Source organism: Massilia frigida, from assembly GCF_011682175.1.
Classification (GTDB): Bacteria; Pseudomonadota; Gammaproteobacteria; order Burkholderiales; family Burkholderiaceae_D; genus Telluria_A; species Telluria_A frigida.
This window is the reverse complement of record NZ_WHJG01000044.1, coordinates 16,862-37,955: the sequence shown is the minus strand read 5'-3', so window position 1 is coordinate 37,955 and position 21,094 is coordinate 16,862. Positions and strand designations below refer to the sequence as shown.

At 61.5% G+C, this 21,094-nt stretch carries 23 protein-coding genes; 14 read left to right on the top strand and 9 right to left on the bottom strand.

What is annotated here, in order from left to right:
- Position 1: 1 nt before the first annotated feature.
- The 5 genes from F2P44_RS28835 to F2P44_RS28815 form a co-directional block, all read right to left on the bottom strand.
- Positions 2–1,843 (bottom strand): Hsp70 family protein, encoded by a 1,842-nt coding sequence (locus tag F2P44_RS28835; protein ID WP_167092407.1) that lies wholly within the window; start codon positions 1,841–1,843, stop codon positions 2–4.
- Complete coding sequence (locus F2P44_RS28830; RefSeq protein WP_167092404.1) at positions 1,840–2,460, bottom strand: DUF2760 domain-containing protein; 621 nt, start codon at positions 2,458–2,460, stop codon at positions 1,840–1,842. The genes F2P44_RS28835 and F2P44_RS28830 overlap by 4 nt, the downstream gene beginning before the upstream one ends.
- 256 nt (positions 2,461–2,716) lie before the next feature.
- The gene (locus F2P44_RS28825) at positions 2,717–3,145 is read right to left on the bottom strand and encodes a hypothetical protein (RefSeq protein ID WP_167092401.1); all 429 of its coding nucleotides are present in this window, start codon (positions 3,143–3,145) and stop codon (positions 2,717–2,719) included.
- 30 nt (positions 3,146–3,175) lie between these two features.
- Entirely contained in the window at positions 3,176–3,424 is a 249-nt protein-coding gene (locus F2P44_RS28820; protein ID WP_167092397.1) for a hypothetical protein, read from the bottom strand.
- A gap of 8 nt (positions 3,425–3,432) precedes the next feature.
- Complete coding sequence (locus F2P44_RS28815; RefSeq protein WP_167092394.1) at positions 3,433–3,726, bottom strand: hypothetical protein; 294 nt, start codon at positions 3,724–3,726, stop codon at positions 3,433–3,435.
- Positions 3,727–3,963: 237 nt separating this feature from the next.
- On the opposite strand from F2P44_RS28815, the gene F2P44_RS28810 reads away from it, so the two are divergent.
- Positions 3,964–5,166 carry a DNA cytosine methyltransferase gene (locus F2P44_RS28810; RefSeq protein ID WP_167092391.1) on the top strand — a complete coding sequence of 401 codons (1,203 nt, stop codon included), beginning with the start codon at positions 3,964–3,966 and terminating at the stop codon, positions 5,164–5,166.
- Positions 5,167–5,186: 20 nt separating this feature from the next.
- On the opposite strand, the gene F2P44_RS28805 is transcribed toward F2P44_RS28810, so the two are convergent.
- The 4 genes from F2P44_RS28805 to dnaA all read right to left on the bottom strand — a co-directional run bounded on the left by F2P44_RS28805 (position 5,187) and on the right by dnaA (position 11,423).
- The gene (locus tag F2P44_RS28805) at positions 5,187–5,837 is read right to left on the bottom strand and encodes an Eco29kI family restriction endonuclease (RefSeq protein WP_167092388.1); all 651 of its coding nucleotides are present in this window, start codon (positions 5,835–5,837) and stop codon (positions 5,187–5,189) included.
- Positions 5,838–6,012: 175 nt separating this feature from the next.
- Entirely contained in the window at positions 6,013–8,505 is a 2,493-nt protein-coding gene (gene gyrB / locus F2P44_RS28800) for a DNA topoisomerase (ATP-hydrolyzing) subunit B (RefSeq protein ID WP_167092385.1), read from the bottom strand.
- Between the two features lie 220 nt (positions 8,506–8,725).
- Positions 8,726–9,832 (bottom strand): DNA polymerase III subunit beta, encoded by a 1,107-nt coding sequence (dnaN, locus tag F2P44_RS28795; protein ID WP_054265133.1) that lies wholly within the window; start codon positions 9,830–9,832, stop codon positions 8,726–8,728.
- Between the two features lie 181 nt (positions 9,833–10,013).
- Positions 10,014–11,423 carry a chromosomal replication initiator protein DnaA gene (dnaA, locus tag F2P44_RS28790; protein ID WP_167092382.1) on the bottom strand — a complete coding sequence of 470 codons (1,410 nt, stop codon included), beginning with the start codon at positions 11,421–11,423 and terminating at the stop codon, positions 10,014–10,016.
- Positions 11,424–12,139: 716 nt separating this feature from the next.
- Between dnaA and rpmH the strand changes: the two genes are divergently transcribed.
- The 13 genes from rpmH (at position 12,140) to F2P44_RS28725 (ending at position 21,048) form a co-directional block, all read left to right on the top strand.
- Entirely contained in the window at positions 12,140–12,274 is a 135-nt protein-coding gene (gene rpmH / locus F2P44_RS28785; RefSeq protein WP_010401996.1) for a 50S ribosomal protein L34, read from the top strand.
- Between the two features lie 32 nt (positions 12,275–12,306).
- A complete protein-coding gene (gene rnpA, locus F2P44_RS28780; protein WP_167092378.1) occupies positions 12,307–12,795 on the top strand; it encodes a ribonuclease P protein component in 489 nt (162 codons plus the stop codon).
- On the top strand, positions 12,792–13,052 hold the full coding sequence (gene yidD, locus F2P44_RS28775; protein ID WP_167092375.1) for a membrane protein insertion efficiency factor YidD: 261 nt from the start codon (positions 12,792–12,794) through the stop codon (positions 13,050–13,052). Before rnpA ends, yidD begins: the two co-directional genes overlap by 4 nt.
- A gap of 11 nt (positions 13,053–13,063) precedes the next feature.
- The gene (gene yidC / locus F2P44_RS28770; protein ID WP_167092372.1) at positions 13,064–14,710 is read left to right on the top strand and encodes a membrane protein insertase YidC; all 1,647 of its coding nucleotides are present in this window, start codon (positions 13,064–13,066) and stop codon (positions 14,708–14,710) included.
- Between the two features lie 113 nt (positions 14,711–14,823).
- Positions 14,824–16,203: a tRNA uridine-5-carboxymethylaminomethyl(34) synthesis GTPase MnmE gene (gene mnmE / locus F2P44_RS28765; protein WP_167092369.1), complete on the top strand. Its 1,380-nt coding sequence runs from the start codon at positions 14,824–14,826 to the stop codon at positions 16,201–16,203.
- Positions 16,204–16,206: 3 nt separating this feature from the next.
- Positions 16,207–16,515 carry a hypothetical protein gene (locus F2P44_RS28760; protein WP_167092366.1) on the top strand — a complete coding sequence of 103 codons (309 nt, stop codon included), beginning with the start codon at positions 16,207–16,209 and terminating at the stop codon, positions 16,513–16,515.
- 35 nt (positions 16,516–16,550) lie between these two features.
- Complete coding sequence (ybiA, locus tag F2P44_RS28755; RefSeq protein ID WP_167092363.1) at positions 16,551–17,129, top strand: riboflavin biosynthesis intermediates N-glycosidase; 579 nt, start codon at positions 16,551–16,553, stop codon at positions 17,127–17,129.
- A gap of 87 nt (positions 17,130–17,216) precedes the next feature.
- The gene (locus F2P44_RS28750; protein WP_167092360.1) at positions 17,217–17,732 is read left to right on the top strand and encodes a hypothetical protein; all 516 of its coding nucleotides are present in this window, start codon (positions 17,217–17,219) and stop codon (positions 17,730–17,732) included.
- A 109-nt stretch (positions 17,733–17,841) separates the two neighbouring features.
- A complete protein-coding gene (locus F2P44_RS28745; RefSeq protein ID WP_167092357.1) occupies positions 17,842–18,627 on the top strand; it encodes an EAL domain-containing protein in 786 nt (261 codons plus the stop codon).
- An 85-nt stretch (positions 18,628–18,712) separates the two neighbouring features.
- On the top strand, positions 18,713–19,177 hold the full coding sequence (locus F2P44_RS28740; RefSeq protein ID WP_167092354.1) for a GyrI-like domain-containing protein: 465 nt from the start codon (positions 18,713–18,715) through the stop codon (positions 19,175–19,177).
- 25 nt (positions 19,178–19,202) lie between these two features.
- On the top strand, positions 19,203–19,694 hold the full coding sequence (locus F2P44_RS28735; RefSeq protein WP_167092351.1) for a VOC family protein: 492 nt from the start codon (positions 19,203–19,205) through the stop codon (positions 19,692–19,694).
- A 1-nt stretch (position 19,695) separates the two neighbouring features.
- Positions 19,696–20,109, top strand: coding sequence for a YciI family protein (locus tag F2P44_RS28730; protein WP_167092348.1), 414 nt, complete (start codon positions 19,696–19,698; stop codon positions 20,107–20,109).
- A gap of 81 nt (positions 20,110–20,190) precedes the next feature.
- On the top strand, positions 20,191–21,048 hold the full coding sequence (locus F2P44_RS28725) for a YciI family protein (RefSeq protein ID WP_167092346.1): 858 nt from the start codon (positions 20,191–20,193) through the stop codon (positions 21,046–21,048).
- Positions 21,049–21,094: the final 46 nt, after the last annotated feature.

Here is a 21,094-nt window from a genome sequence, read left to right as displayed (position 1 = left end):
CCTAGTTGTTGCCGCGCACGTCGAACTCCACCTTCCAGCGTTCCTCGCCCTGGACGGCTTGCGCCACCAGTTCCAGGGTGCCGGTGTCGGTGGCGACGGCGGCCAGGGTCACCGCGACCACGTCGCCCGCCTGGCGGCCTTCGGCAGGCAGGGTGGCCTGGATTTCGCCGACTTCCTGCATCTCGTCCGGATGCCAGAAGTCGAGCAGGTCGCCCAGGCGGTCCTGGCGCCGTACCGACGAGCCGAAGAAGCGCAGGGTGATGGCGTGCCCCACCACCAGGCCGAACTGCTGGGTCTTGAGTTGCGCTTCGATGCCTTCTTCCATCCCGAATGGCGCCACGCACAGCAGCTGGATCGGCGGCTCGAAACCGGGCACGGCCGGCATCGACGATTCGATGGCGACATAGTAGGCGCGCGCGGTGCCGCCGCGGATGCGGATGCCTTTGCCGCGACGAACGTAGCCGTAGTAGGCGGCGCCGCGCGCCACGGCCAGGTCGAGGTCGGCGCCGGTGAGCATGCGCGCAGGTTCCGCGCCTTCGCCGGCCAGCCAGTCGTTGAGGGTGGTGAGGGTGCGTTCGGCCAGGACGTCCGACTTGAACACGCCGCCATTGAACAGCACGGCGGTCGGGTGCAGGAAGCTGGCGCCCTCGCTGATCTTGCCGGCAAAGCCTTCCAGCTCGGCCGTCGCCTTGGTTTGGCGGCCCAGCAGGGCGGCCAGGTGGCGGGTGACGCCGGCATCCTGCGCGTACGGCAAGCCCAGCTGGACCAGACCGCCGCGCGGACGGCTGACCGGACGCGCCGCCGCTTCCACCTGCGGGAAGAAGCCTTCGAGGATGGTGGCGCGCACTTCGTCCTGGGTCAGCTCGGTGCGGATCGAACCGCCGATGAGCTTGGAGCCGCGGCTCGGCACGACGATTGGCTGGGTAGCCAGCTGCGCATCGCTGAGCAGGTTTTCCTTGGCCGCGCGGCAGGCGTAGGCCAGCGCGCGCATTTGCCAGGCGTCCAGCTGGGTGCCGGTGGCGGCAACCTTGCGCGCCACCAGGTGGGCCAGCGCCAGGTCCATATTGTCGCCGCCCAGCAGGATGTGGTCGCCCACGGCGATGCGGTGCAGTTCCAGGTTGCCCTCGCGTTCGAGGACGGTGACCAGCGAAAAGTCGCTGGTGCCGCCACCCACGTCGATGACGAGGATGATGTCGCCCGGCTTGGCATCCTTGCGCCAGCGACCGCCGCTGTTCTGGATCCAGTTGTAGAGCGCCGCTTGCGGCTCTTCCAGCAGGGTCAGGTTGACGTAGCCGGCGGCCTTGGCCGCTTCCACGGTCAGTTCGCGCGCGGCTGGGTCGAACGAGGCGGGAATGGTGACGGTGATGTCCTGCTCGTCGAACGGCGCTTCCGGATGGGCGGCGTTCCATGCGTTGCGCAGGTGTGCCAGGTAACGGGTGGACGCTTCCAGCGGCGAGAGCTTGGTTACTTCCGGCGGCGCGTCGCTTGGCAGGATGGCGGCGCGGCGGTCCACGCCGGGATGGCACAGCCAGCTCTTGGCGCTCGACACCAGGCGGATCGGCGTCTGGGCGCCGCGCGCGCGGGCGAATTCGCCGACGGCGTAGTCCTGGGTGCTGGTCCATGGCAGGTTCAGCGCGCCTGGCGGCAATTCATCGGCGTGCGGCATGTACAGGAACGATGGCAGCAGGTGCGCCTGGCCAACCGCGCCGGCATCGACCAGCTGGGGAATGTCGAGGACTCCGTGGGTGGTTTTTTCGCCATCGCTGGCGGTCAGGTCCACATAGGCCAGGGCGCAATGGGTGGTGCCGAGATCGATGCCGATCGAGAAGTAGGCGTTGCTCACAGTTCCACCTCCGCTTGGGCCAGCACGGTGGCGTCGTGGCCGGCGGCCAGGGTGGGCAGGCGGACCTCGGCCGCGCGCCAGCCGCGATGGCTGATGCTGCCGTTGAACGGGGCTTTGCCGACCACGTTGCCGGTCAGGCGCACCGCACGGACGTCGAAACCTTCGTTCAGGGTGACGCGGCTGCCTTCGGCTTCGTCGCGCACGGGGACGATGGTGAAGTGTTCGCGCAGCACTTTGGCGCAGCCTTCGTGGACCACGCGCGCGGCGGCGCCGATGTCGGCGTCCGAGAAGCCGCTCAGGTTTTCCTGGGTGAAGTCGATCAGGCGCGCATCGCGCTGGAACAGGGATAGCAGTTGCAGGGCGGTGTCTGGTGTGGGGGCCGCTGGTTTGGGTGCTGGCGCTGGTGCGGCGGCGACCGGGGCTACTGGAGCCGGAGCTGGGGCGGGCGTTGGCGTGGGGATGCTGCCGTGACGCACGCGCTCAACCCGGCCGGCGAAGTCGGCATCCGACAGCACGCCGAAGAAGGCGCCGAAGGCGATCGGAATACGGCGCAGGAAAGAAGGGCGCTGGTTGTTGTCCTGGGACGGGTGATTCGAATTCGGCGACGAGTCGATCATCAATTACTCCTGAGTATGCCGGCTGTGTGTCGGACTGATAGGGTTGGCCGGGCAAAGGTGCCGCAGGGCCGGAACCGGGATTGTATGCTGTGTAGGGCCTAAATTTATGCTGCGCGGCAGTATAAATCATTTGATGGGGGAGTTCGATGATGCTGCCCTGGGGCTTGGCGGCAAAAAGCCGGGCGCGGGGCTCGGCTTTTTGCGGCGGGGCAGGCTTTTGCGCGCGCGGTGGTTGCCAGCCGGGACCCTTTGCGGCTTACTTGGTTGCTTCGACGCAGGCGTTGTGTTCTATCCAGCATGGATTGAACACAATCCTCTCCGGCGTTGCCCCCGGATTGAGCGCACGGGCTTTGTCGATGACCGTTTTCTTGCAGGCGGCGTAAGTGACTTTGCATTTGCCGACGGGCGTCCCCGCGACCAAGGGCTCGATGTCGCGGTTACCACACTGATTGAAGTTTGCCCTGCATACTTTATAGCCGGGCATCGGATCGCCCGTCTTCTCTGCTGCCTCGTTACACTCGACCCATTTCGACTTGCACTTGATTTTGGCGGTGCGCACCTTCGTGTGGTAATCGATGCCCAGAAATTCTGTAAGCAAGGGCGTCACGGAATCGATGCATGCCTGGACGGCCAGCTTTTGCTCGGTCGCGACGGCCGCGTCGTCATTCGACTTCCACGTAGCCAATGCGCGCGGCTCGGAAACGTACTGGCAGCTTCATCCAGGACGGTTCGCCCTGCGCACGAAGTTGTCTTCCTTTCCTTCGGCAATCTTGCCAATATGAACGGCGAAGCGCAGTACGTAATCATCTTCCTGCACTGTCGGCGTCCCCAGGTCGTGATAAACCAGATGCCAGCCAAGAGGCGCGAGAGTGATGGGATTTTTGTAGGCAGCAGCGGTGCTGCCGTCGTCCATCAGAAGGTCGATTATCTTTTGGCCGAGCGCTTTTTGAAAATCGCCCAGCAATGGATTTGTCAGATTGCGCCGCCATAAAATTTTGTGCTCGCGCCGCTGTGAGGGTAGAGGGTGATACCTTGCTTCGCCTGCGCGATACCGGCAACGATGTTCGCCAAATTCGAGTTGGTGGCTTTTTCACGACTGACAATGCGCAATTCGTCCGTTCGCTTGTCTTCCTCGATGGTCAGTGGGACGGGGTTCTTGAGAACCTGAGCACGTTCGTTTGCCGGGGCAGGCGTGGATGGCTGGCCGGGGTTCTGGGCGAAACACGTGCTAGCGTAAACACGACAATCGTTTTTGAGATGGCTCAAGTATACTGTGGAACAGTGCTGATGATCTCTTCGAGTGAACAGGGAGCGCACGCTTGATTCGGTTGGCGACTGTATGGACATACAGTATAATGCGCTCACCTGCTTTCCCATCCCACTCGATGCTTGCTTTATACTGCTTTGTTTTCTGCTGTCAACAGGAGCCCCAAGCTTCCGTCGAACGCTCCAAGCAGGACCCGCTTTGGGATAATTTGTATTAAAGAACTACAATATACGATCATGCCGCTCCAATCAATCGAACTTTTTGCAGGTGCCGGAGGCTTGGCGCTGGGGTTTTCGGAGCATGGCGTTGCTCATCAAGCTGTCGTTGAGTGGAACTCCCATGCGTGTCAGACAATCAGGCGTAACCAGAGCGCCAATGTGGAGCCGGTTTCTCATTGGCCGGACGTTACCGAGGGTGACGTCCGCCAGTTCCAATACGATGCCTTCCAAGGAATCGATCTGGTCACCGGCGGGCCACCATGCCAGCCATTCTCAATGGGTGGAAAGGCTGGTGGGTTTCTTGACCCGAGGGACATGTTTCCGCAAGCCATCCGTGCTGTTCGTGAAACCCAGCCGAGTGCGTTCGTTTTCGAGAATGTGCAAGGTTTGAAGCGGGCGGCGTTCTCAGATTACTTCCGGTATATCTTGTTGCAACTTGAGTTTCCAGCTTTTCAGGCTCGTAGGGACGAACCGTGGATGCTTCATCTTGCCAGACTGGATCGTCACAAGGGCACTCGTGCTCGTAGCGAATACCGTGTCGAATGGCGACTTGTTAATGCCGCCAACTATGGCGTGCCGCAAAAGCGCATGCGTATTTTCATCGTGGGTTTCCGGGCCGATGTCCCCAACCAGTATGAATTTCCATTTGCCAGCCATAGTCAAGATGCCCTCTTGCTTGATCAGTGGAGCGCGGACGGCATGTATTGGGACCGGCACCGTATTGCGCGACGTAATCGTCCCGCTAGACCAGAGGGTATCGAGCGTAAGTTGCAGGGTTTATTGGAGCTCGACCCGGCTCAAGTGCGTCTGCCATGGCGGACAGTCAGAGATGCTATTGCGGATTTGCCGGATCCAGAACGGCGGCCGGATATGGAGCTTGTAGCGGCTCATCGTTTCCAGCCTGGCGCTCGGAGCTATGCCGGCCATACTGGCAGTCCACTCGATGAACCTGCCAAGGCACTGAAAGCGGGTGATCATGGTGTGCCTGGTGGCGAGAACATGCTGCGACGACCGGATGGCTCGGTTCGCTATTTTACCGTGCGCGAATCGGCCAGAATTCAGACCTTCCCGGATACCTTCATCTTCGAGGGAACTTGGGGTGAAACGATGCGTCAGCTTGGCAATGCGGTTCCAGTACGATTGGCATCAGTGATGGCTGGCAGCGTATGCGGTCATTTGCGCGCCGCGCGCCACACCCCGCCGCTGCTCGCGGTGGCATAGCGGCGGTAAGCGCTATCATTTTATTCGCCCTCGGCTTGGATGAATTGTCCCGACAGGCACGGTGGAAGAATGTTCAGGTGAGTTTGTGCCTTTTCGGCCAATTGCGCTGGGGTCTCGAGGCGCTCCGCGTGATTTGTTGCCCAGCCACGCCCGGGGTGCAACACGTCCCAACGTGACCGCTTGCCGGCGAGTCTGCCTTTACCGGGATTGTGATTACCAAAGCCATCAATCGCTGAGTTCCAAATTGGCGTGAACCTAGCGATGATCAGCGACTCCCCAAGCGGGATCCAGATGTCGTCCACCACCAAGAAACGGCACTGAAAGTCCTGGATATCCAGATTCTCAGCCGCTTTCACGCTCTCAGCGTGTTCTTTGAGGCGCTTTTGCAATACTCTTCCCGCCGCCAACTCCAGGTTAGCCCCCATCCGCGCGCCTGCGGGGATCGCTTTGCCAACATAAATAGGGAGTTGGAAGTTCTCTTCCCGATTCAGACGTGAGATTTGTTGATAGGCCTGAAAATCACCGGTGTAATAAATTGCATAGATCCCGGCCCCCTCGAACATCGGTACATCGCCCAGCGGATGCACTTCCTTGGTCAACAAGGCCTCAGCAACACTCGCACCAAGATTTTTTTTGTCCAAGGGATTAAAGGGAATAACCTTGCCCGTCATGCGCGCTTCCTGTATTTGCCTTGTTTAATCTCAACTGACCGGACCAAATTGGCAAAGGTCAATTGCTTTTGACAGGCGGATTCACGTGAAAAAGAAGGCCACCGTTCTGGGTGGCCGATCTGTCGACTATTGAGATTTACGTCATATGTGATGACGTCGTACATCCCGACAAAGCTTAAGCGTCGATATTTCCGGCACGCAGCGCATTCGATTCGATAAAGTTCCGGCGTGGTTCAACTTCATCACCCATCAGCGTGGTGAAAATCTGATCCGCTGCAATCGCATCATCAATCTGCACCTTCAGCAAACGACGCACGGTCGGGTCCATCGTGGTTTCCCACAGCTGTTCCGGATTCATCTCGCCCAGCCCTTTGTAGCGCTGCTTGCTGACCGTGCGCTCGGCTTCGTCGCGCAGCCATTGCATCGCGTGGTGGAAGTCGTCAACCGCCGTTTCCTTCATGCGCTCGCCTTCGCCGCGGCGGATAAACGCGCCTTCGCCGATCAAACCCTGGAACGTCGCCGCCGCATTCGCCAAGGTCGAGTAATCGGCACCCTGCACAAAATCGGCATCGATCGAGCTGACCTGGATATTGCCGTGGTGCATACGCTCGATGCGCAGCGCGTGTTTTTCGCTCAGGTCGTCCGAACGTACGCTTACCTTGACGGCTTTGTCGTCGATCATCTTCTCCATCGCGGCGGCCGATACCCCGGCGCTGTCCAGCGTATTCAGATCCAGCGTCACGCCGGTCATGATGGCGGTCAGCGCGGCGCGGTCGATCACGCGCGTCAGGCGCATCATGATCGCATTCGCCAGGTTGAACTGGCGTACCAGTTCGGCCAGCGGCTCGCCGGAAATCGGTTCGCCGCCGTCGCGCGGGGTCAGCACGGCGGTATTTAACGCCACCGTCATCATGTAGCTCGCTTCTTCCAGGTCATCCTTCAGATAACGCTCGTCGCGGCCGGATTTAACCTTGTACAGCGGCGGCTGCGCGATATAGATATGGCCGCGTTCCACCAGTTGCGGCATCTGGCGATAGAACAGGGTCAGCAGCAGGGTGCGGATGTGGGCGCCGTCGACGTCCGCATCGGTCATGATAATGATGCGGTGATAACGCAGCTTGTCGACGTTGAATTCGTCCGGTCCGATCGAGGTACCGAGCGTGGCGATCAAAGTCGTGATCTGTTCCGACGACAGCATCTTTTCAAAGCGCGCCTTTTCCACGTTCAGCACCTTGCCGCGCAGCGGCAAGATGGCCTGGAATTTACGGTCGCGCCCTTGTTTTGCCGAGCCACCTGCCGAATCACCCTCGACGATGTACAGTTCGCACAGCGCCGGGTCTTTTTCCTGGCAATCGGCCAGTTTGGCCGACAGGCCCAAACCATCCATGATGCCTTTGCGGCGGGTCAGGTCGCGCGCCTTGCGCGCCGCTTCACGCGCGCGCGCCGCTTCCACGATCTTGCCGCAGATGATCTTGGCGTCGTTCGGCTTTTCCATCAGGTAGTCGGTCAGCGTCTTGGCGACGATTTCCTCGACCGGGCCGCGCACTTCGCTCGATACCAGCTTGTCCTTGGTCTGCGAGCTAAATTTCGGCTCCGGCACTTTGACGGACAGCACGCAGGTCAGGCCTTCGCGCATATCGTCGCCGCTGATTTCAACCTTGGCTTTCTTGGCGAAATCGTGCTCGTCGATATATTTGTTGATCACGCGCGTCATCGCGGCGCGCAGGCCGGTCAGGTGGGTGCCGCCGTCGCGCTGCGGGATGTTATTGGTGAAGCACAGTACCTGTTCGTTGTAGGCGTCGTTCCATTGCATGGAGACGTCGACGCTGATATTCGTGCCCTGGTCCGACAGGCGCTCGCCGGTGGCCTGGAACACGGTCGGGTGCAGGACGGTCTTGGCTTTGTTGATGTACTCGACGAAGCCGCGCGTGCCGCCTTCGAACGCGAAAATCTCTTCCTTGCCGGTGCGCTGGTCGGTCAGTTTGATATTGACGCCGTTATTCAGGAACGACAGTTCGCGAATGCGCTTGGCCAGGATTTCGTAGTGGAATTCGACGTGCGTGAAAATCTCTTCGTCGGCCCAGAAGTGGACGTCGGTGCCGCGCTTGTCGGTTTCGCCGATGACCTTGATCGGCGACACAGCAACGCCGTCGATCATTTCGATCAAGCGGTTCTGCGGCACGCCGCGCACGAATTCCATGTAATGGACTTTGCCATCGCGGCGGATGGTCAGCTTGAGCAGTTTCGACAGGCCGTTTACGCAGGACACGCCCACGCCGTGCAAACCGCCAGAGACTTTGTACGAGTTCTGGTCGAACTTGCCGCCGGCGTGCAGTTCGGTCATCACGATTTCGGCGGCGCTGCGCTTTGGCTCGTGCTTGTCGTCGAATTTGAGGCCGGTCGGTACGCCGCGGCCGTTGTCGGTGATCGATATCGAATTGTCCGAGTGGATCGTGACGTGGATTTCGGTGCAGTGACCCGCCAGCGATTCATCGATTGAGTTGTCCAGCACTTCGAACACCAGGTGGTGCAGGCCGGTGCCGTCCGAGGTGTCGCCAATGTACATGCCGGGGCGCTTGCGCACCGCTTCCAGACCTTCGAGGATCTGGATTGAGGAGGCTCCGTATTCTTCGATCTTGGCGGGGATTGCTGGTGTGTTCTCGGACATGGACTGCTTTCTCAAAAAACGATGTATCGGGTGCTAAATGTGGAAGCTAATTACTCGTGGTTCCCGCACCAAGGTGGCACTCGGCGGGAACCCAATTTCGTCGAGCCGCCTGTAACTACGGAGCAAACTTGGGTTCCCGCCGAGTGCCGCCTTGGCGCGGGAACGACGGTGCTAATTTCCGGGTGCTGCGTGCTGCTTGGCTTGCCGTAATTCTTGCTGCTTAAATGCGCATCGGCATGACAACGTACTTGAAGTCCGCGTTGTCCGGAATCGAAATCAGCGCCGACGAATTCGAGTCGCCCAGGGCGATGTTGATCTGGTCGCACTTCAAATTATTCAACACGTCCAGCAGATAGGTCACGTTGAAACCGATGTCGACGCTGTCGCCGCCGTAGTCGATTTCCAGTTCTTCGACCGCTTCTTCCTGGTCCGCATTGGTCGAGCTGATCTTCATGCTGCCCGGGCTGATGATGCAGCGTACGCCCTTGAACTTGTCGCTGGTCATGATCGCCGCGCGTTGCAAGGAACGCAGCAGCTCGTCGCGGCCGATCGTGAAGTCGTTCTTGTAGCCCTTCGGAATCACACGCGTGTAATCCGGGAACTTGCCTTCCACCAGCTTCGAGACCAGCTCGATGTCGGCAAACGTCAGCTTGACTTGCGAAGTCGAAATGTCCAGCTGGACCGTCTCGTCGCTTTCTTCCAGTAAACGCTGCAGCTCAATGATCGTCTTGCGCGGAATGATGACTTCCTGGCGCGTGAATTCCTGCTCGGTCTCGACTTGGCAAAACGCCAGGCGGTGGCCGTCGGTCGCCACGGCGATCACGTTGCGGCCATCGAGCACCAGCAGCAGGCCATTCAGGTAGTAACGGATATCCTGTTGCGCCATCGAAAAGTGCACCATGTTGAACAGGTGCTTGAGCGTTTTCTGCGGCAGGGTGACCGTGGCGTTGTAGGTGTCCGCGACCGAGACGGTCGGAAACTCTTCCGCGGCCAGGGTTTGCAGCGCGAAGCGCGATTTGCCGGTCTGCACCGTCAGGCGCTTGTTCAGCAAGGTCATCGTGACGTCGCCCGATTCGGGCAGGGCGCGCAAAATGTCCAGCAGCTTGCGCGCGGCCACGGTGGTACCGGCTACATCGGCACCCGAGCCGATGCTGGCGTGCGTCGTGATCTGGACCTCGGTGTCGGTCGACAGGAATGAGACGTTTTCGCCGTCCTTGCGGATGAGGATATTGGCCAGAATCGGCATAGTGTGCCGACGCTCGACAATACCGCTCACGATCTGCAGTGGCCGGAGAAGGGTATCTCGGGTGGTTTTGACCAATTGCATAGTAATCCTCGGTAGAGTTGTCAGAAATATTCTGTATGGCCCGGTTCGCAGTGCCGCTACGCCGGCCGCCCCCGGCAAGCGGGCTTGCCTGGAGGCTGACAACGCAACAACAGGGCCACGGTAACCTTGCTGCTAATGCTATATTTTGCCAGAAATTGCCGTCCGCACATTAATTCGGGCTTTAACCCTTCAAAGTCTGTTCCAGGACGTGCAGCTCATGGTTGCACTCCGCATTCTTGGTGCGGTCGAGTGCGATCTTGCGCACCGCGTGCAGCACCGTGGTGTGGTCGCGCCCGCCGAACAGTTCGCCGATCTCCGGCAAGCTCTTCTGCGTCAATTCCTTGGCCAGGTACATCGCGATCTGGCGCGGCCGCGCGATGTTGGCGGGGCGGCGCTTGGAGTACATGTCGGCCACCTTGATGCTGAAGAAGTCGGCCACCGTTTTCTGGATGTTTTCCACCGAGATCTGGCGGTTCTGTACCGACAGCAAATCCTTCAGCGCTTCTTTCACCACATCGATGGTGATGTCCTTGCCGTGGAAGCGCGAGTACGCCAGGATCTTGCGCAGCGCGCCTTCGAGCTCGCGCACGTTCGAGCGCAGGTGCTTGGCGACAAAAAAGGCCACGTCGTCGGAGAACGTCACGCCCTCGGACTGGGCTTTTTTCAGCAGGATCGCCACGCGCATTTCCAGCTCCGGCGGCTCGATCGCCACCGTCAGGCCGGAATCGAAACGCGAGATCAGGCGGTCGTCCATGCCGGTGATTTCTTTTGGATACGTATCGCTGGTGATGATGATTTGCTTCTTCGCGGCGATCAGTGCCTCGAAGGCATAGAAAAATTCTTCCTGCGTGCGGCTCTTGCCGCCGAAGAATTGAATATCATCGATCAGCAGCATGTCCAGCGAGTGGTAGTAATGCTTGAAGTCGTCGAAGCCCTTGCGTTGGTAGGCGGTGACGACGTCGCGTACATACTGTTCCGCGTGGATGTAGCGAATCTTGGCGCCCGGCTGGTCGGCCATCACCTGGTTGCCGATCGCGTGGATCAAGTGCGTCTTACCCAAGCCCACGCCGCCGTAGAAGAACAGCGGGTTGTAGCTCACGCCCGGATTGTTGGCCACCTGGATCGCGGCGGCGCGCGCCAGCTGGTTGGCCTTACCGGTGACGAAGCTGTCGAAGGTCAGGTCGGTATTGACGCGGCTCTGTTCGCGGCGCGGCGAATTTCCGATGTTGAACATTTCCGGCGCAGCCGGGTTGTCCGCCGGGCCATTGCCGGGACCATTGTTGATGGTGCCGGGCATGGGGCCGTCGTTCGGGGCCGGATGGGGCGCGACCGGTTTTTTCGGCAGCGCGTTACGCGGGTCGAGCACGAACTGCACTTCCGTCGGCGCTTCCCAGTATTGGGAGGCGAGGGCGGTGATGCGGTTGGCGAACTGCGACTTCACCCAGTCCAGCTTGAAGCGGTTCGGTGCTGCGATGCGCAACTTGCCGTCCTCGTAATCGAGGGCAACCAGCGGTTTGATCCACGCACTGAATTGTTGCGGCGTCAGCTCCAGTTCCAACTGCGCGGAACAGGTCTGCCAAAAATTTTCCATGAATCTTCTGTCTGAATAAGGTGTGGAGGGGCGGTTCGATGATGCTTCGCTAGCGCATGCGTTGCGAGCGGTTCGCCACACGTAACACGCTATTCTACCCGCGACGGCCAGAGTTATCCACAGGCACGCCGCTTATTTTCGGTGCGGGGGCGACGTGGCAGAGGGGAAATAGAAGAAAGGCAAGTTGTCGTAAATTTACGTCGTTCGGGTGCCTTGCCCGGTGTGCGCACGTTCCGCGTCCCGCATCGCAAGCGCTCCCCCCCCAGGCGGCACTCGGCGGGAACCCAAGTTCGTGCCGCAGTCGCGGGCTAAGCAAGCAATTTGGGTTCCCGCCGAGTGCCGCCTTGGCGCGGGAACGACGCTGGGGGGCGGGAACGGCGGCGGGGGACGGGAGCGACGGCGGGGGACGGGGCGATGGAAGCTGCACTGTGCTTCCCACCCCACATTCCCCCGCCAAAAACACCCCCGCCCAGCCCCAAACCACAGCCTTCCTTGACAAAGGCCAGTGAAATGAGTTCTAATCCAAGGTTCCCCGCCCGTACTCCGTGCAAATGAGTCAGTTTATTGTGACTTATAGCTGTGGCTTAGCGGGTAAATATGAGTATTTTTGCTGTGGCGTGTCGCTGGCTTAACATCTGCGAAATGTCCTTGGCGCCGAAAACTGACGGGACGTCAGACCCGATTTTGCATTTTATTTTGCTTTAAGCGAGACCACCATGAAACGTACTTACCAACCTTCCGTCGTTCGTCGCAAGCGTACGCACGGCTTCCGTGCACGTATGGCTACCCGTGGCGGTCGCGATGTGCTCAATGCACGCCGCGCCAAGGGTCGCAAACGCCTGGCTGTATAAGTCTGGCACTTACTGCCCGATCGCGGTTGGCTATGACTAGCGAAGGTTCACACGACTTCGCGCGCGTTCGGCGTATCGTTAAAACGGATGAATTTTCATCCGTTTTTCGTTTGCGCCCCGCCCAAAAGACAGCCCACTTCGTGCTCTACACCCGCTCGAACGACTTGCCGCATGCGCGGCTCGGCGTGGTCGTGGCCAAGCGCTTTGCGCCCCGGGCCGTTACCCGCAATACGATCAAGCGCGTGACGCGCGAGCTGTTCCGCATGGCGCCGCTGCCGCCCGTCGATTGCATCGTGCGCCTGGCGCGCCCGGTCAATACCAAGCAAGGCCCGGCCACCACCGCCGCGCTCAAGGCGATCCTGCGCGCTGAAATTGCGCGCCTGTTTTCGTCACAGGCGTCACATAGTGCGTCACATAGTGCGTCACGTAGTGCGTCACAGGGTGCCTCACAAAGCGCGCCGCGCGATGCGGCGAGCGATGCGACGGCCAACGGGATGCCCGCGCCGAAAGCGTCACCATGAATACCCTGCTGGTCTGGTTATTGCGTGGCTATCAGCTGATGTTATCCCCGATGCTGGGGCAGCGCTGCCGTTTTTACCCGACCTGCTCCAATTATGCGATCGAAGCGATCCGCACCCACGGCGCGGCGCGCGGCAGCCTGCTGGCCGCGCGCCGCCTGTGCCGCTGCCATCCGTGGGATGATGGCGGATTCGATCCGGTGCCGCCCGCGCACCCGAAGAATTCTTCTACAGCCGCTTGCGGCTGCAACCACTCCTGACCAATACCTCAATGGAAATCAATAAACGTACTATCCTGTGGATCGTGTTTTCCGTATCGCTGGTGGTTCTTTGGAACAACTGGATGGTATCGAACGGCAAACAGTCCATGTTTTCCGCCACGCCGCCTGCGAAGGTCGCCACGGTCGCCAACACGGCGCCGGCCGCTGGCCTGCCGGCCGCCGCCGGCGTGCCTGGCACCGCCGCGCAGCCCGCCTTCAAGGGCGAAACGATCACCATGACCACCGATGTCATGAAAGTCGACATCGATACCGTCGGTGGCGTGATCAAGCGCCTTGAATTGCTCAAGTTTAAGGATGCCAACGACAAGACCAAGAACCAGGTCCTGTTCGATGTGACGTCCAAGGGCATGTACCTGGCCCAGACCGGCCTGCTCAGCAATGTCAAGGACTTGACCCTGCCGGCCAAGGAAACGGGCTTCATCGCCAAGTCCGGCCCGCGCGCGCTCGACAGTGCCAACGAAATCCAGCTCGTGCTCGAAGCCGAACAGGGCGGCGTCAAGCTGACCAAGACCTTCACCTTCAAGCGCGGCGATTACCTGATCGGCATGCGCCACGACGTGGCCAACGTGGGGGCCACTCCGGTCAGCCCGTCGCTGTACCTGCAGTTGCTGCACCACGGTAACAAGCCGGAGGGCGAGTCCTACTTCAATTCCAGCTACACCGGCCCGACCATGTACACCCCGGCCGATCACTATCAAAAGCTGACGTTCGAGACCATCGAGAAAAAAGGCCACGCCGAGCACGCCACCAAGGCTGACGACGGCTGGGTTGCCATTTCGCAGCACTATTTTGTCTCGGCCTTCCTGCCGCCGGCAAACATGCCGCGTGAAATCTTCACCAAGAAAGATGGCCCGAACCTGTACGCCATCGGTACGATCATGCCTTTGGGCACCATCGCACCGGGCAAGAGCGTCACCAACGACGCCAGGCTGTATTCCGGCCCGCAGGACGAGAACAAGCTGGCCGCCATCGCGCCGGGGCTGGAGCGTGTCAAGGATTACGGTTTCCTGACCATCATCGCGCAGCCGATTTTCTGGGTCATGGACCAGATCCATAACGTCCTGGGCAACTGGGGCTGGACCATCATCGCCTTCACCATCCTGATCAAGCTGCTGTTCTTCCCGTTGTCGGCTGCCGGTTACAAGAGCATGGCGCGCATCAAGGTGGTCACGCCGAAAATGCAAGCCATCCGCGAGAAGTACAAAGGCGACCCGGCCAAGATGAACCAGGCCACGATGGAACTGTACAAGACCGAAAAGATCAATCCGCTGGGCGGCTGCCTGCCGATCCTGGTCCAGATGCCGGTCTTTATCGCCCTGTACTGGGTGCTGCAGGCGTCCGCCGAAATGCGCGGCGCCCCGTGGATCGGCTGGATCACCGACCTGACCGCGCCGGACCCGTACTACATCCTGCCGGTGCTGTACGCGATCTCGATGTTCATCACGACCAAGCTGAATCCGGCGCCAGCCGATCCGATGCAAGCGAAGATGATGCTGTTCATGCCGCTGGCGTTCTCGGTCATGTTCATCTTCTTCCCGTCGGGCCTGGTACTGTACTGGGTTGTGAACAACATCTTGTCGATCGGCCAGCAATGGGTCATCACCAAGAAATTTGAAGACGCGGCAGCCAAGAAATAAGCGTTTGCTTGCAGTGTCCCGAAAAGCCCGTGTTCCCCACGGGCTTTTTTTTGCCCGCGCGCGGCAACAGAATGCCGCCAGCCTGTTGCGGCAATTAAATTACAATCACAACTATGAAACTTGATACTTCCCCCATCGCCGCGATCGCCACCGCACCGGGCCGCGGCGGCATCGGCGTGGTGCGCGCCTCCGGCAAATCGCTGGCGCCGCTGCTGGCCGCGCTGTTTCCGGATGTCACCCTGAGCCCGCGCCGCGCAACCTATATTCCCTTCAAACAGGCCGACGGCGCCGTGATCGACCAGGGCATCGCCCTGTATTTCAAGGGCCCGCGCTCGTACACCGGCGAAGACGTGCTCGAACTGCAGGGCCACGGCGGCCCCATCGTGCTGCAGATGCTGCTGGCGCGCGTGCTCGAAGCGGGCGCGGAATCGGGTCTGCGCCTGGCCGAGCCCGGTGAATTCACGCGCCGCGCCTACCTTAACGACAAGCTCGACCTGGCCCAGGCCGAAGCGGTCGCCGACCTGATCGACGCTTCCACCGAGGCCGCCGCCAAGTCGGCCACGCAGTCGCTCTCCGGCGCCTTTTCCAAGACCATCAATACCCTGGTCGAGCAAACCATCGGCCTGCGCATGCTGGTCGAAGCGACCCTCGATTTCCCGGAAGAAGAGATCGACTTCCTCGAAAAGTCCGACGCGCGCGGCCAGCTGGCCGTGATCGTGGCCTCCCTGGAGCGCGTGTTCCAGCAGGCGGCCCAGGGCGCGCTGCTGCGCGAAGGGCTCAACGTGGTGCTGGTCGGCCAGCCCAACGTGGGTAAGTCTTCACTTCTTAATGCCCTGGCCGGAGCCGACGTGGCCATCGTCACGCCGATTGCCGGCACCACGCGCGACAAGGTCAGCGAAACCATCCAGATCGAAGGCATTCCGCTCAACATCATCGACACCGCCGGCATCCGCACCATCGACGACGCGGTCGACGTGGTCGAGCGCATCGGCATCGAGCGCACCTGGGGCGAAGTGGCCAAGGCCGACGTCATCCTGCACCTGCTCGACGCCGACCTGGGGCCGACCCGGGCCGACGACGGCATCGTCGCCGCCTTTCCGGCCGGCGTGCCGGTGCTGCGCGTGTGGAACAAGATCGACCTGTCGGGTCACAAGCCCTCGGTCAACCCGACCGAGGAAGCGACCAATATCTACCTCTCGGCGCATGAACACGTGGGCATGGACTTGCTGCGCGCGGAACTGTTGCGCATCGCCGGCTGGCAGCAGACCGGCGAATCGTTGTTCCTGGCGCGCGAGCGGCACCTGATCGCCTTGCGTTCGGCGCACAAGCACCTGGCGCTGGCGGGCGAGCATGCCGCCCAAAACGACCAGTCGCTCGACCTGTTCGCCGAGGAATTGCGGCTGGCGCAGGCCCAGCTGTCGAGCATCACCGGCCAGTTTTCGTCGGACGATTTGCTGGGCGTGATTTTCAGCCGCTTTTGCATAGGAAAATAGGCCATGGATACCGCGCCATCGGCGTCGACGCTCACGCACGCCATGACACCGCAAGCGCACGATGGCAAGATCGGCCTGGTCACGCTCCTGTGCATCGGCGGCTTCTTGTTTTACCTGTCCGGTCCCTTGGCGGTGCTGGGGTTTCTGTACCTGTGCGTGCTGGCGATGCTGATCGGCGCTCTGTGGACCGGCCCTTCCCCGATGGGGAAAATCGTGTGTATCGTCGCCCTCCCGCCGATCTTGCTGGTCTATTGCCTGCCTAAAACCTTGCGACGCGCGGTGAACGCCTTGCCGGCCGCAACTGGGTCGTGAATTTCAATGATCCCCTTACACAAAAGGCTCCCGCCATGACATTACCCTGTACCCTCGACGAACTGCGCAGCCGTTTCAACGCCGGCGAATCGTTTTCGTTCCTGCAGTTCTGGGGCCACACGCCCGCCAAGGATGGCAAGCTCACGCGCAGCTGCTTCAGCCAGTGGTACGCGGCCCCGTTCAAGCTCGACGGCGACCGTTACGCCACCGCCGAGCACTTCATGATGGCGGCCAAGGCGCGCCTGTTCAACGACGAAGCCACCCGCGCCAAGGTGCTGGCCGCGCCCACCCCGGGTGCCGCCAAGGCGCTCGGCCGCGGCGTGGCCGGGTTCGTCGATGCCGACTGGCTGGCGCACCGTTTCGATATCGTCTGCCGCGCCAACGTCGCCAAATTCGGACAAAACCCGGCCCTGCGCGATTTCCTGATGGGTACCGGCGAGCACGTGCTGGTGGAAGCCAGTCCGGTCGACCGCATCTGGGGCACCGGCCTTGCCGCGGACGATCCGCGCTCGCAAGACCCGAACCAGTGGCAAGGTCCGAACCTGCTCGGGTTTGCCCTGATGGAGGCGCGCCGCCAGTTGCAGCAGGCATGCGATGGCGCTGTTGTATCGTGATGCAGGCATCGCTTATCGCTATAGCAGTGAAACTAATGTTGCTATAATGTTCAGCTGATCGACACGATGACAACTGAAGGAATGGGTATGAAGAAGTATTTTCGCGCGGCAGCTGTGTTGCTGGTGCAACTGGCAGCCTTGCCTGCCATGGCCGCGCCTGAGATTTCCGCGCCGATCTGCGAGATTTTGGCTTCCGATGCCATCGCAACGATGATCGGCATGCCGGTGGCAGGCAAGGAGTCCAGCAAAGGCATGTTTTCGGAAGCATGCGTGTTCAAGACCTCGGCAGGCAAGCAAGGCCCCTCCATGTTCATTATCGAGCGCTATACCAAGTCGCTCCCGGCCGGCGCCGAAAAAGACATGGTGATGACCACCCCGACCAGCCAGATTCTCGCGGTCGAGGGTTTGGGCGACGCGGCGTGGATGAATAGCTACACCAGTGAATTGCTGGTGCGCCGCGGCGGCACCGTGCACAAAGTGATCGCGCGTGCGGTCGAGTGCGAAAAGCTGGCTGAGGAAACCTACGATGAACAGGAAGTGCGCTGCACCGCCAAGCGCGTCGGCATCCTGAAACAGACGGCGGCGGCGATCCTGGCCCGATAATCCCGGCCGCACGGCAGGGCAGCACACCGGACAGCGTGCACGTTGCGCGCATGAGTCCGCTCATTTGATATAGTGGCTCCTTCGCCGCAATTTCAGGAGTGGCTGCCCGATGATCCCCATTTGCCCCGCCGACGATGCCCACGTCAATCCGGTTCCCGCGTGCGTGCAGTGCCGGAATGACGACGAACTCGATTTCGACTTCGACTACGCCTACCAGCCCATCATTCACCTGCGCCAGCGCGCCATTTACGCGCACGAGGCGCTGGTGCGCGGGCCGAACGGTGAATCGGCGTATTCGGTGCTTTCCAGGGTCAACGACGCCAACCGCTACATGTTCGACCAGGCGTGCCGGGTGCGGGCGATTCGCGGCGCGGCCGGGCTGGGCATCGCCGAGCTGCTGTCGATTAACTTCCTGCCGAATGCCGTGTACCGGCCCGAAGCCTGCATCCGCAGCACCTTTGCCGCGGCGCGCGACTATGGTTTTCCCATCGAGCGGATTATCTTCGAGGTCACCGAAAGCGAACAGGTGATGGACCGGCCGCACCTCGTCAATATCTTCGAGGAATACCGCCGCTTCGGTTTCCGCACCGCCATCGACGACTTCGGGGCCGGCTATGCGGGCTTGAACCTGCTGTCCGAATTCCAGCCAGACATCATCAAGATCGACATGCAACTGGTGCGTGACATCGATACCAGCCCGCCCAGGCAAGCCATCGTGTCCGCCATCGTCGCCATGTGCGCCAGCCTGGAGATCGCGGTGCTGGCCGAAGGCATCGAAACGCCGGGCGAGCGCGATTTCCTGCGCGATGCCGGCGTCGACCTGATGCAAGGCTACCTGTTTTGCAAGCCCGCCTTCCGCGCGATCGGCGTGGTCGATCCGGCCTCGTGGAAATAAACTAAAAAATAATGTTCAATGCTGTCGATTGCGCGACGGCTGCAACGTCGTCGTAGTAGCAACCCACTCTTCAAGGAGAACCGCTATGCTCGACACGCCGTATATCACCCGCACCGACCCGGTACGGGCGGCCGTCATCCGCTTCGACATTCCACGCGCCGAGATCGTCCACGCCATGGGCCCCGGCATGGCCGAATTGCTGGCCACCACCGCGGCCCAGGGCGTCGGCCCGGCCGGACGCTGCTATTCGCACCACTTCCGCATGCAGCCCGACCGTTTCGACTTTGAAATCGGCGTCCCGGTGTCCGCACCGGTCGCGCCAGCCGGGCGCGTACAGCCCGGCGTACTGCCGGCGGCGCGGGTGGCGCGCGCCGTTTTGCATGGTCCCTACGACGCCCTGCCCGGCGCCTGGGGCCAGCTGATGGCCTGGATCGAGGCGCAGGGCCTGAGCAAAGCGCCTGGGCTGTGGGAAGTGTACGTCAGCGGTCCGGATCTCGATCCCGATCCATCCACCTGGCGCACGGAACTTAATCAACCATTGACTGACTAACCTAGACACGCAAAGGAGATTCTTCATGAGCACGCAAGCCGTCCAACGCATTCCCCAGGACATGCATACCGTCACCCCGCACATCGTGTGCGCCGACGCCGTGTCCGCCATCGATTTTTACGTCAAGGCCTTCGGCGCCACCGATGCCAGCAAGATGCTGGCGCCCAATGGCAAGTTGATCCACGGAATGATCCGCATCGGCGATTCCACCATCATGCTGGCCGAGGAAACGCCGGAGTGGGGTTCCATCGGCCCCCTGACCCTGAAAGGTTCGCCCGTCACCCTGCACCTGTACGTGCAGGATGCCGACGCGGCATTCCAGCGCGCCGTCGACGCCGGCGCCACCGCCGTCATGCCGCCGTCCGACATGTTCTGGGGCGACCGTTATGGCGTGGTCAAGGACCCGTATGGCCACAGCTGGTCGATCGCCCATCACGTGCGCGACATGAGCCCCGAAGAAATGCAGGAAGGCGCGGCCAAGGCCTGCGGCGAACCCGGCGCAAAACAGGAGACCTGACATGAGATTCATGATCCTCGTGAAGGCCAGTTCCGAGTCCGAAGCTGGAAAAATGCCCAGCGAAAAGCTGCTGACAGAGATGGGCAAATACAACGAAGAACTGGTCAAGGCCGGCGTGATGCTCGCCGGCGAAGGCTTGCATCCGAGCTCGCGTGGCGCGCGCGTCCAGTTTTCCGGCAACAAGCGCACCGTGGTCGACGGCCCGTTTGCCGAAACCAAAGAGCTGGTTGCGGGCTTCTGGCTGATTCAGGTAAAGTCGAAGGAAGAAGCGATCGAGTGGGTCAAACGCTGTCCGAATCCGATGGAAAGTGATTCCGAGATCGAGATCCGGCAAGTGTTTGAGGCGGAAGATTTCGGCGCCGAATTCACGCCGGAGCTGCGCGAGCAAGAAGAACGCTTGCGCGCGCAACTGTAGACCCATGCCGTCCCCGCCCATCAGGCGCGGGGGCGGCAGTTGGCAGCCACTGTCCGTTCACTTGCCTTCCTGGAGAACACCATGCGCTACATGCTCTTGCTGCGATCCGACCCGGCTCACGAAGCCGGCCTGCCCCTGTCGCCGGCCGGCCGCGCGGCCTTCGCAAGCTACGCCGGCGCCATGGCCGACGCCGGCATCCTGCGCGCCTGCGAGCACCTGCTTCCCAGCGCCAGCGGGGTACGCCTGAGCATCGCCAGCGGCGGCGTCACCCGGGCCGATGGCCCGTTTCCCGAGGCACGGGCAGTGCTCGCCGGCTTCGCCGTGATCGATGTCGCATCGAAAGAAGAGGCGCTGGAATGGGCTGCGCGCTGGCCGTCCGGCGAGGCCGGCGCCGCCGAGGTCGAGGTGCGCCTGAGCGGCTGCCCCGGTGGCTGCGCCGACGTCCACGCTGCCGGCCAGCCCGATGCGCCCGGCCAGCGCTATGCCATCCTGCTGCGTTCCAGCATCGATCTGGAAAACGAAACCCCGGTCGCGCGCGCCCGGCTTGACGCCCTCGATGCCCACAATGCGGCCGAGGCGCGTGCCGGCGTGCTGCTCGGGGCAGACGGCTTGCGCTCGAGCGCCTTGGGCGTGCGGGTAAGAATGGCGTCCGGCAAGCTGACCGTGGTCGATGGCCCCTTCACCGAAATCAAGGAAATGATCGCCGGCTACTGGCTGATTCGCGCTCCCTCGCTGCCGGATGCCATTGCCTGGGCTACGCGCAATCCGTATCCGGTCGGCCCGCCGGTCGAGGTGGAAATCCGCCAACTGGCCGAGCTGAGCGACGCCGCCGGCGCCTTTACCCCCGAGTTGCGCGCCGCCGAGCAACACATGCGCGCCAGCCAGCTCGATGCCGGCATGCGCGCGCAGCTGGCGGGCGGCGCGCCGGTCCTGCGCTAGACGATGCAGGCAACGCAGGCGCAGGCGCTGAAAGGGGCGACGGAGG